Raw genomic sequence first — 11,363 nt, 5'->3', positions numbered from 1 at the left:
ATCCTTGGCAGGCAGTGTCGGTTCGCGCGCCTTTCAGAACGCGCGCCTTCAGAAGAAGCATCGCAAGCAAGCCGACGCGCTGCTGGCGACGGCCGCAGCGGCCTATCGTCAGGGCCGCCATGCCGACACCCAGGCGCTCTGCCGGGACATTCTTGCCTTGCTGCCGGATCATGTCGAGGCGCTGCAACTGCTCGGCAGGTCCGCACTGGACACCGGACGCTTTGCCGATGCTGAAGCGGCGCTGACGCGCGCGGTCGCGATCGAGCCGCGAGACGTGGATGCGCAGGCCAACCTCGGCGGCGCACTGTTCAACCTCGGCCGTTTCGAGGAGGCCCGCAAGCACCAGGAGCGCGCGGTCGCGCTGAAGCCGACCTTCGCAGCCGCGATCACCGCGCTCGGCAACACGCTGTGGCGGCTGTCCGAGTTCGAGCAGGCGATCGCGGCGCACGACCGGGCGATCGCCCTGAAGCCCGATTATGCCGACGCTTATTGCAATCGCGGCGTGGTGCAGCTGCTGCTCGACCGCAACGCGGAGGCGGATCAGAGCTTCGATCGCGCGCTGTCTTTCGATCCCCGTCACATGCAGGCGCTGTTCGGCAAGGGGCTCGTCGGCCTTAACCTCCGCCGTTTCGATGCGGCGCTCGTCGCCTTCAACGCCGCGCTCGCGGTCAAGCCGGATGCGGCTGTGGTCGTGGCCCAGCGCGGCCGCCTCCACCTGCAGGCCGGCAGGCTGGATCAGGCGGCCGCCGATTTCGATGCGGCGCTCGCGCGCGATCCGCGCCTCGAGCCCGCCTTGCTCGGCAAGGCGCATATCGGCGTGCTCAAGCACAACGTCGCGCCGGCCATGGAAGCCTGCCGCAAGGTGCTGGAGCAGAATCCGGTATCCGAAGCCGCCTGGATGTGGCTCGGCGCCTGCTTTGCCCAGCAGGGCGACATCGCCACCGCGCTCCAGCACTTCGACCGGGCGATCGAGATCAAGCCGGATTATAGCGATGCGCTCATCGCCAAGATCTTCACGCTTGATTTCCTGCCTGAGGCCGATTTCGCCATTCAGCAGGCCACGCGCCGCGAATGGTGGCAGCGGATCGGGGCCAGGATTCCGCGTTTCGACCTGTCGCCGCGGCAGCGCGATCCGGACCGGCGGATCGTCGTCGGCTACGTGTCGTCGGATTTTCGCAACCACTCCGCGGCGTTCGCCTTCCTGCCGGTGCTCCGCCATCACGACCACAGCCTGTTCCAGGTGAACTGCTACTCCTGCTTTGCGCAGCAGGACAGCGTGACCGCCCTGTGCCGGTCGGCCGCCGATGTCTGGGTCGAAGCCTCGCAAATGTCCGACGACGAACTGGCGGCGCGCATCGACGCCGATCAGGTCGATATCCTGGTCGATCTGTCCGGCCATTCGGTCGGCAACCGCCTCGCAGTGTTCGCCCGCAAGCCGGCGCCCGTTCAGGTCTCGGGCTGGGGCAACGGCACGGGCACGGGCCTGCCGACCATCGACTACTTCTTCGGCGATCCCGTCACGATGCCGCAATCGGTGCGTCCGCTGTTTGCCGAGCAGATCTATGATCTCCCCTCCGTGATCACGACAGAGCCGTTGCCGGGACTGGCACCGAGCCCGCTGCCGATGCTGCGCAACGGCTATGTGACCTTCGGCGTGTTCAACCGGATCGACAAGCTCTCCGACCCGGCGCTGGCCCTCTGGGCGCGGTTGCTGCAGGAGCTGCCGGACTCGAGAATCGTGATCAAGAACGCCGCGCTCGACGACGCCTTCCTCCGCGACGGGCTCATCGGGCGTTTCGCTGCCCACGGCGTGGCGCCGGAGCGGATCACCTGCCTCGGCGCCTCGGCGCGCGACCAGCATCTGGCGGAGTTTGCCAAGATCGACATCTCGCTCGATCCGTTCCCGCAGAACGGCGGCGTCAGCACCTGGGAATCGTTGCAGGCCGGTGTGCCCGTGATCGCCAAGCTCGGGATGAGCGCGGCCTCCCGTGCCGCCGGCGCCATCGTCACGGCGGTCGGCCTCGATGATTGGGTCGCCGAGGATGATGCGGGCTACATCGCGATCGCGCGGCGTTTCGCGGTCGATCCCGCCGCACTCGCGGCGGTGCGCGCTGAACTCCCGCAGCGGGTTGGGGCCTCCGCCGCCGGCAATGTCGAGATCTACACGCGCAAGGTGGAAGAGGGCTATCGCAGCTTCTGGCGGCGCTATTGCGCCGAGAACTGCCGATGACGACCCGCATCCGCCGCGTTCCCCGCGTCAGCTGTTGACCTCTTTGGAGATCATGCTTGGCCAGCAATGTCGGTTCGCGCGCCTTCCAGAATGCGCGGCTCAATAAGAAGAACCGCAAGCAGGCCGACGCACTGCTGCCCCAGGCGGTCGCGGCCTATCGCGCCGGGCGGCACGCCGAGGCGCAGGCGGTCTGTGCCCAGGCGCTGGCGCTGGTGCCCGATCATTTCGATGCGCTGCATCTGCTCGGCGTCTCGGCGCTGGAAAGCGGCCAGCCTGATCTCGCGGAGCAGGCGCTGACCCAGGCGATCGCGGCCGAGCCGCGCCACGCCGAGGCGCTGGCCAATCTTGGACTCGCTCTGTTCGGCCGCAAGCGCTACCAGGAAGCGCGGGCCGTGCAGGAGCGCGCCATCGCGGCCAGGCCCAATTTCGCGGCCGCACTGACCGGGCTCGGCAACACGCTGATGAAGATGGGCCTGCTGGAAGAGGCGTTGCAGGCGCATGATCGCGCGCTCGCGGCTAGGCCGAACTACGCGGACGCCTATTGCAATCGCGGCATGACAGAACTCCTGCTCAACCGCAATGTCGAAGCCATCGAGAGCTTCGACCGCGCGCTCGCCCTCAATCCGCGGCAGGCCGCGGCTCTGTTCGGCAAGGGGCTCGTCAGCATCAACCTGCGCCATTACGACGCCGCGCTGGCCGCCTTCGATGCCGCGCTCGCGCTCAAGCCAGCTGTCGCTCTGGTGCTGGCACATCGCGGCCGCCTGCATCAGCAGGTCGGACGGCTCGATCCGGCGGCGGCGGATTACGACGCTGCGCTGGCGATCGAGCCGCTGCAGGAGGTGGCGCTGCTCGGGCGGGCCCAGATCCATGTGATGAAGGACAATGTCGCCCCCGCCATGGAGGCGCTGCGCAAGGTGCTGGAGCAGAACCCGGTCTCCGAGGCCGCCTGGACCTGGCTCGGCGAGTGTTTTGCCAAACAGGGTGACATCGCCACATCACTGCGGCATTTCGAGCGGGCCCTCGAGATCAAGCCGGACTACGGCGATGCGATCACCGCAAAGATCTTCGCGCTGGATTTCATGCCCGACAGCGACTTCGCCCAGCACCAGGCGGTGAGACGCGAATGGTGGCGGCGGATCGGCAGCCACATTCAGCAGCGGCCTCGGCCGCTGCGTGATCTGGATCCGGAACGGCGCCTCACCATCGGCTATGTCTCCTCTGACTTCAGGGCGCATTCGGCCGCGCTGACCTTTCTGCCCGTGCTGCGGAATCATGACCGGCAACAATTCCGGCTCGCCTGTTATTCGTGCTCGCCGACACAGGACGGCATGACGGCGCAGTGCAGATCCCTGGCCGATATCTGGGTCGACGCCTGGCAGATGTCGGACGAAGAGCTTGCCGCGCGCATCGAGGCCGACCAGGTCGATATCCTGGTCGATCTGTCCGGTCATTCAGCGGGCAACCGCCTCACCGTGTTTGCGCGCAAGCCGGCGCCGGTTCAGGTCACGGCCTGGGGCAGCGGGACCGGGACGGGCCTGCCGACCATCGACTACTTCTTCGCCGATCCGGTCACCGTGCCGGCGGAGGTGCGCCATCTGTTCGCCGAGCAGGTCCATGATCTGCCTGCCGTCATCACCACCGAGCCGCTGCAGGGCCTGCAGCCGACACCGCTGCCGATGCTGCGCAACGGCTACGTGACCTTCGGCGTGTTCAACCGGATCGACAAGATCTCCGATCCGGCTCTGGCGGTGTGGTCGAAGCTTATGCAGGAGCTGCCGGACTCCAGGATCGTCATCAAGCACGGTGCGCTCGAGGATTCCTTCCTGCGCGACGGCCTGGTCAGCCGCTTCGTGGCCCACGGGGTCGCCGCGGAGCGCGTCACCTGTCTCGGTCTTTCCTCGCGCGATCAGCACCTTGCGCAGTTCGCCAATATCGACATCTCGCTCGATCCATTCCCGCAGAATGGCGGCGTCAGCACCTGGGAATCGCTGCAGGCGGGCGTGCCTGTCGTCGCAAAGCTCGGCAACAGCTCGGCCTCGCGCGCCGCGGCCGGCATCGTCACCGCGGTGGGCCTTGGTGACTGGGTGGGGGCCGATGACGACGGTTACATCGCGACCGCGCTCAACTTCGCAGCCCAGCCGGAGGCCTTGGCCAAGCTGCGCGCCGAATTGCCGCAGATGGTGGCAGGCTCGCCAGCCGGCGATGGTGCGCTCTACACGCGCAAGGTCGAGCAAGGCTACCGCGCCTTCTGGCGTCGGTACTGTGCCGTGGCTTCGGGCTGATCGCGCACCATCATGAGAAGGGGCGCAATGACCAAGAAGCTCAAGCCCATTGCAGCCATGTTTGCGGATGTCATGCTGCCCGGTTAGTCATTCAATCTCTCAAACAACAACCTTTGTAGTTGTATGAACTTTAGGAGACGCGCGAGTTGCATCGACCACGAGTGCATAGCACTCAGGACTGGGACCTCTTCGACCAAGCTCGATCGGCTGGGACCTATGTTCGATCCCGTCTCATAAGGACTGAGGCCATTGCCGTGCACTGTGGAAGACGCGGAGAATCTGAATCGTGTCGTCGACCAGCCGATACGGCACGATGTACGGCGTTCGCGGAATCACGAGCTCACGGGTTCCTGGAACGCGCCCGGGCCGTCCCATTTCAGGGCGACTTGGCAGCAATGTCTCGATGTTCCGGATAATATGAAGCGCGACCCGTCGTGCTGCGGTCGGATTGTCCTGCGCGATGTAAGCCCGCAAAGCGACGAGGTCGGCAATCGCCTCGGGAGACCAGACGGGGGTCACGAACCCTTGGGGGAGCTTTTCGAGCCGTTCTTGGACGTGCGCTCGGGAGCAGGCTTCTCGCCCGCGCTCCCCCAGGAGGCAACCCAATCCCTGACCTCGTCGTGCGGGATCGCCTCGCCGCGATCGAGCGACGCAATGGCGCGCTTGATGCCGCTCACCTGCGATTCATTGAGGTCGAGATATTCGTTGATCGCTTCGGCGGCGAGAACCGCACGACTACGACCCGTGCTCTTGGCCAAACGTTCCAGCCGTTCGTTCACGCTGGTATCGACACGCAGGGTCAAGGTGGTCGATCTCATGGAATGATCCATCTGCAATGGACGTGTGAGCAATATAAGCTTGGCGTGAGCGGCGCGCAATTGGAGAGGACGGGACTTCGCGACGTCATTGGAGCAAGCCGGCGTGCTCGCGGCCTCGACGCCACGCCCCACCCGACGGGCAGTCCCAGCATCCCCCTCATGTCCAAACTGCCCGTCGTGCCAGTTTGCCGCACGCCTCTAGCGTTGCCATGTCGGGCAAATCACCACGATGATCTCGCTCATCCCGCGGCGATGAAGAGGGGCGTTTCGGCCGATCGTCACGAGGCGTTAGCGGCGGGGAGCGGTGGACGCATCAGGCTTGGGGTCTGCGCTTGCAGGCCGACGAACAAGCGCGATGCGGACGGTCAAGTCGCGTCGTCCAGATACCCCGACGCTGGTGTCCCGCGCATGAGGCTTTGCCTCGCGCGGCGGTGGCCAAAAAGCCCGTGCACCGGGGAGATCGCGAAGCAGCCGTTAAAACCATCGTGCAGGGGAGGCCGGGTCGTCCGGCTGAACCCGTGGTACCTGCCGCCTGCATTTTTTTAGCAGGCGGGCCACGGACCTCAGCCGAGGTCCGGCCTTCCCTGCGCCCTCTCGTTTTTCGAGGGCACGCGATCTGTACAACTCGGGCGCCTCATGCGTCGCGGGAACGTAGTCTATTGTTTGGAAAAATCGTTCAGCAAATTCGGTGTCGTCCCGGGCTTGACCCAGGCGCAAGGCCGGGACGACAGCGCAGTGGGTGTCGGCAGACCTCATGCTTCAGACCTCATGCCTCAATATGTGTTGAGATGATGCCGAACTTACAGCCTGGCCGCGCCGACGATGCGGCCATCCGGCGCCTCGACCAGCACCGCGGCGTCCTCGCCTTCAGGCGACTGTTCGGTGAGACGCAGTGGCGCGCCCTGCCAATCGCCGACCGGACGCACCGAGCGCACCACGTTGAGCTCCTCGAAGGTGCGGCCGTCGTTCTCGCCGCGGCGGATGGCGGTCTTGTGGTAGTGATCGAAGCCGACCAGCAGCACACGGCCGCGGCCGTCGCCATGGCCGATCTCGATCTGCAGCTTGCCGGAGTTGCGGCTGAGACGCACGTCTGTCGCGGTCTGGTTCGCAGCCTTGGCGCGATCGATCGCCGCACCGACTTCGCCCCGGCGAGAGCCGACGTGACCCGAGACGCCGTCGACGACGATCTCCGGCGTGTAGGAGCCGTCGCCGAAGCGGTTGCCATAGCGCGCCTGGCGGTCGGTGGCAGCTTCCAGGGAGAACGGGTCCTTCCAGCCGAGCCGGTCCCAATAGGTGACGTGGAACGCGAGCGGCAACACGTCGCGGCGCTCGCGCGCGAGGTCGTTGAGATAGGCGTTGGCCGGCGGGCAGGACGAGCAGCCCTGCGACGTGAAGAGCTCGACGACGACCGGCCGGTCGGCCGCTTCTGCGGCAAGCGGCGCAAGGCCGAAAGCGAGGGCGAACAGAACGGAGGCGCGCGACAGCATGGGATGCTCCTGAGTGAAATCTCACTGCAGTCGTTTCGTCCATGCGGCGCAGGCGTTACGCCGCCGCGCGCGCACGGTTTCGTGAGCCGTGGTGTCGCGCCCGCGCGCCCGCGTTCAGAGGTCGATCGCGGCGATCGCGTCGTAGACGCGCCCGATCTCGGCCTCGGTGCTGCAATAGGGCGGCATCAGGTAGATCGTGTTCCCGAGCGGGCGGACCAGAAGGTCGCCCGCGAGGAAGTGGCGGTAGAGGCGGGGGCCGATATCGGCGAGATAGCCGGCGTCGGGCACGACCAGATCGAGCGCGGCGATGGTGCCGAGCTGGCGGATGTTCGCAAACCGCCTGTCGTCGCGGAAGCGATCGAGCGCCCCGGCATGGACAGCGGCGAGCGCCGCGATCCGCTGCATCACCGGCTCGCGCTGCCACGTCTGCACGTTCGCGAGCGCAGCGGCGCAGGCGATCGGATTGGCGGTGTAGGAGGACGAGTGGAAGAACGTCTTGCGCCGGTCCTCGTCGTAATGAGCTGCAAAGATCGGATCACTGCACAACGTGACGGCGAGCGGCATGACGCCGCCGGTCAGTCCCTTGGACGTGCAGGCGATGTCCGGCGCGATTCCGGCCCGTTCGCAGGCGAACAGCGTTCCGGTGCGTCCCCAGCCGGTCATCACCTCGTCGGCGATCAACAGCACGCCATGATGCCGGCAGATGCGCGCCATCTCGGCAAGCACGGCCGGTGCGTAGATCAGCATGCCGCCGGCGCCGAGGATCAGCGGCTCGACGATGAGCGCTGCGACGGCGTGGTCGCGGCAGGCCGCTTCGAGCGCGTCCAGCGTCTGCTGCTCGCGGCCATCATGCGGAAAGGGCAGGCGGCCGACATCGAACAGCAGCGGTTCGTAAGGTGCGTTGAAGACGCCGCGTTCGCCCACCGACATGCCGCCGATGGTGTCGCCGTGATAGGCGCCTTCGAGCGCCAGGATGCGGCGGCGGCTCTCGCCCGAATGCAGCCAGAAGCCGAGCGCCATCTTCAGCGCGACCTCGACCGCGGTCGAGCCGCTGTCGGAGTAGAACACATGCGTCAGCGCCGGCGCCGTGATCGCGACCAGCTCGCGGGCGAGCGCTTCCGCCGGAGGATGCGTGAAGCCGGCGAAGATCACCTGGTCGAGCCGCTCGGTCTCGGCCCTGATCGCGGCCATGATCGGCGGATAGCGATGGCCATGCGTCACCACCCACCAGGACGAGATCGCATCGAAGATGCGGCGTCCGTCTTCAGCCTCCAGCCACGCGCCTTCGGTGCGGACGATGGTCGGGATCTCGCCCTGCACCGCGTGCTGGGTGAAAGGGTGCCAGACCGGTGAAGCTGATCTCATGCGACATGCTCCAGCATGCTGCCGACATCGACATGTGCGGCGAAGGCGGTGCGCAATGTCTCGGTGGTGAGATGCGGCAGATGGGGCAGACGGCCGAGATGCCGGGTGCGGCCCATCGCGACGATGGTCTGCTCGGAATCCGCGTTCTCGTCGCCGATGAAGGCGACGCCAATCAGGCCGATGTTGCGGGCGCGGATGGCCTCGATCGACAGCAGCGTATGATTGATGGTGCCGAGCGTGGTGCGGGCGCACAGCACCAAAGGCGCGCGCCAGTGGGCGAACAGATCGATGTAAGTGAGTTCGCGCGTCAGCGGCACCATCAGGCCGCCGGCGCCTTCGATCACGAGAGGCGCGGGCGCTGCCGGCGGCTCCAGCCGGTCGGGATCGATGCTGACGCCGTCGATCTCAGCGGCGAGATGCGGCGAAGCCGGTGTGAGCAGCCGGTAGCGCTCGGGCAGGATCCGTTCCGCGGCAAGTCCGGACAGGCGGCGGACGGTATCGGAATCGGTCTCGCCGTCGAGGCCCGATTGCACCGGCTTCCAGTAATAGCCATGAAGCGCACCGGCGAGGCCGGCCGAGAATACGGTCTTGCCGATGCCGGTATCCGTGCCGGTGACGATGAGGCACTGCGTCAAGACCGCTGCCTCAAGGCTTGCGCCGTCGCGTCGAACAGCTCGGAGATCACATCCTCGCTGAGATTGGCCGTGAGCGCGATGCGCAGCCTTGCGGTGCCTTCGGGCACGGTCGGCGGTCGGATTGCACGGATGTCGAAGCCCTGCGCCTGCAGCGCTGCTGCGACTGCTACGGCCGTGTCGTCCGGGCCGATGATGATCGGCAGGATGTGGGACGGCGATGCGTCGAGGCCGCAGTGTGCTTTCAGCTCGCGCGCCGCATGGACTACGAGCTGCGCCAGTCGCTCTCGGCGATCCGGCTGCTCGCGCGACAGCGCCAGCGCGGCACGCGTGACGGCAGCGATCAGTGGCGAAGGTGCGGTCGCGAAGATGAAGGGCCGGGCGCGGTTCACCAGGAAGTCGCGCACGATTCGAGGCGCGAGCACGAAGCCGCCGGAGGTGCCGAGCGCCTTGCCACAGGTGTGGAGCGTTATGACATTGTCCCGGCCCTCGAGCCGTGCGGCGAGACCGCGTCCGTCCGGACCGAGCACGCCGGTCGCATGCGCCTCGTCGATGACGAGGGTCGCATCGTGACGGTCGGCGACAGCCATGAAATCGGCGAGATCGGGACTGTCGCCGTCCATGCTGTAGACGCTTTCGACTGCGATCCATGGCCGTCCCCGGCCGCCAGCCTTGCGCCACTGAGTGAGCCTCGCATCGAAGGCGCTCGCATCATTATGCGGGACGCTCTCATGTGCCGCGCGGCAATGGCGCAGGCCCTCATGCACGCTGGCATGCACCAGCGCATCGTACAGCACGATGTCGCCGCGCTGGGGGAGCGTCGAGAAGAGCGCATGGTTGGCGGTGTAGCCGGCACCGAAATAGAGCGCGGTCTCCGCCCCGAAATGGCGTGCGGCCTCGGCCTCCAGCGCCTCATGCTCGGCATGATTGCCGCGCAGGAGCCGGGACCCGCCGGCGCCGACCGGCACGCCGCGCGCGATCGCCTCGGTCGCGGCCCGCTGCAGCTCCTCGGATTCGGCGAGGCCGAGATAATCGTTCGAGGTGAAGTCGATGCCTGCGCGGGCGCGGAGCTGACGGAACCGGCCCCGCTCATTCAATTCGCCGAGCTGGGTCTCAAACTCAGGGTAAGGCATCAATCGTCTCAAGCTGCAGTCTGCTCTCAGCTGCAGTCGGTTGCGCGGCTTGATGGCCCGCCACCGCCATCATTGCAACCGCATGGCCCTAACATCTCTGTGTATGGAACAGCTCGTGCATGGAACAGGCGATCCGGGGCGGGCGCCGCAGGACACCGCCGCGGCGCCCTTGGTGAGGGGGATGAGGTCTTGCCCGCATCAGGTGAGCGAGCTGCCGCAGCCCCTTCACATTGCTGGGTTTTTCTTGCATCCGGGATGTAACTTTTTGAATCAAATCGTGTCCTGAAAGGTTTTTCCGCGTTCGCCTCGTCTGGGACGACGTGCTAGACAGCCTTCGCCCGGCTGATTTGCGGCGGATTCACTGCAAGCCAGCCGATCGGGGACATCAATGGGGTCGTTGACATGAGTTTGAAGGGGGCGGGCCACAAGGCCGAACCGAGGCAGGCGCTGCGCGTCGGCGTGATCGGAGCCGGCGTGATGGGAAGCAATCACGCACGCGTGCTGGCCGGCCTGCCGAATATCCATCTTGTCGGCGTCGTCGATCCTGTTCCGGCACACCGCGCCCGCGTCACCGATCTTGCGAATTGCGCGACTTTCGAAACCCTCGACCAGCTGGTCGCGGAGGGTGTCGATGCGGTAACCGTCGCAGCGCCCACCCATCTGCATCACGAGATCGCGCTCGCCTGCATTGCGCGCAAGGTGCATCTTTTGGTTGAGAAGCCGATCGCCTCCAGCGTCGAGGAGGGACGTGACATCGTCGCCGCCGCGCATCGCGCCGACGTCACGCTGATGATCGGCCATGTCGAGCGCTTCAACCCGGCGGTCGCCGCGATCAAGAAGGCGATCGCGGGCGAGGACCTGCTGTCGATCGCGATCACCCGCGTCGGTCCGTTTCCGCCGCGGATGTCGAATGTCGGGGTCGTGATCGACCTTGCCGTGCACGACATCGACCTCATCCGATGGTTCACCGAATCCGACATTATTGAAGTGCAGCCGCAACTCTCGAGCGCGGTGGCGGAGCGCGAGGATATCGCGCTGCTGCAATTCCGCACCGCCTCGGGCGTGCTGGCCCACATCAACACCAATTGGCTGACGCCCTTCAAGGCGCGCAACGTCACGGTGGCGACGCGCGGCAAATACATCATGGGCGATCTGTTGACCCGCCAGGTCACCGAGTGCTTCGGCTTCAAGCCGGACGGCAGCTACTCGATGCGCCATCTGCCGGTCGGCCATGACGAGCCGTTGCGCGCCGAACTGCTCGCATTCCTGCACGCGGTGCGCTCCGGCACCGGGCCGGCCGTCACCGGCGACGAAGGCGTTGCGAGCCTCGAGATCGCGACGCAATGCCTCGAGCGGTCGAGCCATCGTCCGGCCGAAGCCGCCGCCCGCAAGCAGCTGCGTGCAGCCGGCTAGTCG

At 66.4% G+C, this 11,363-nt stretch carries 9 protein-coding genes; 3 read left to right on the top strand and 6 right to left on the bottom strand.

Features of this window, described 5'->3' with window-relative positions; translation table 11 throughout:
• Positions 1-4: 4 nt before the first annotated feature.
• Both QX071_RS19920 and QX071_RS19915 read left to right on the top strand, forming a co-directional pair.
• A complete protein-coding gene (locus QX071_RS19920; protein ID WP_315704381.1) occupies positions 5-2,230 on the top strand; it encodes a tetratricopeptide repeat protein in 2,226 nt (741 codons plus the stop codon).
• Between the two features lie 56 nt (positions 2,231-2,286).
• The gene (locus QX071_RS19915) at positions 2,287-4,512 is read left to right on the top strand and encodes a tetratricopeptide repeat protein (RefSeq protein WP_315704380.1); all 2,226 of its coding nucleotides are present in this window, start codon (positions 2,287-2,289) and stop codon (positions 4,510-4,512) included.
• Positions 4,513-4,743: 231 nt separating this feature from the next.
• Here the strand turns inward: QX071_RS19915 and QX071_RS19910 are convergent, their stop codons facing one another.
• The 6 genes from QX071_RS19910 to QX071_RS19885 form a co-directional block, all read right to left on the bottom strand.
• Complete coding sequence (locus tag QX071_RS19910) at positions 4,744-5,031, bottom strand: type II toxin-antitoxin system RelE/ParE family toxin (RefSeq protein ID WP_315704379.1); 288 nt, start codon at positions 5,029-5,031, stop codon at positions 4,744-4,746.
• Positions 5,028-5,330, bottom strand: a complete 303-nt coding sequence (locus QX071_RS19905; RefSeq protein WP_315704378.1) for a CopG family ribbon-helix-helix protein — start codon at positions 5,328-5,330, stop codon at positions 5,028-5,030. The genes QX071_RS19910 and QX071_RS19905 overlap by 4 nt, the downstream gene beginning before the upstream one ends.
• An 800-nt stretch (positions 5,331-6,130) precedes the next feature.
• Positions 6,131-6,817, bottom strand: a complete 687-nt coding sequence (locus tag QX071_RS19900; RefSeq protein ID WP_315704377.1) for a DUF1223 domain-containing protein — start codon at positions 6,815-6,817, stop codon at positions 6,131-6,133.
• Positions 6,818-6,931: 114 nt separating this feature from the next.
• Positions 6,932-8,182: an adenosylmethionine--8-amino-7-oxononanoate transaminase gene (locus tag QX071_RS19895; protein WP_315704376.1), complete on the bottom strand. Its 1,251-nt coding sequence runs from the start codon at positions 8,180-8,182 to the stop codon at positions 6,932-6,934.
• Positions 8,179-8,817, bottom strand: a complete 639-nt coding sequence (bioD, locus tag QX071_RS19890) for a dethiobiotin synthase (protein ID WP_315704375.1) — start codon at positions 8,815-8,817, stop codon at positions 8,179-8,181. Before bioD ends, QX071_RS19895 begins: the two co-directional genes overlap by 4 nt.
• Positions 8,814-9,947 carry an 8-amino-7-oxononanoate synthase gene (locus tag QX071_RS19885; protein ID WP_315704374.1) on the bottom strand — a complete coding sequence of 378 codons (1,134 nt, stop codon included), beginning with the start codon at positions 9,945-9,947 and terminating at the stop codon, positions 8,814-8,816. Before QX071_RS19885 ends, bioD begins: the two co-directional genes overlap by 4 nt.
• A 402-nt stretch (positions 9,948-10,349) precedes the next feature.
• Between QX071_RS19885 and QX071_RS19880 the strand changes: the two genes are divergently transcribed.
• Positions 10,350-11,360 (top strand): Gfo/Idh/MocA family oxidoreductase, encoded by a 1,011-nt coding sequence (locus QX071_RS19880; protein ID WP_315704373.1) that lies wholly within the window; start codon positions 10,350-10,352, stop codon positions 11,358-11,360.
• The last annotated feature ends 3 nt before the right edge of the window (positions 11,361-11,363 follow it).

The sequence above is a fragment of the Bradyrhizobium sp. SZCCHNS1022 genome, from assembly GCF_032484835.1.
Classification (GTDB): Bacteria; Pseudomonadota; Alphaproteobacteria; order Rhizobiales; family Xanthobacteraceae; genus Bradyrhizobium.
Note: the sequence above shows the minus strand (reverse complement) of the source record. Positions and strands in the feature narration are given on the sequence as shown.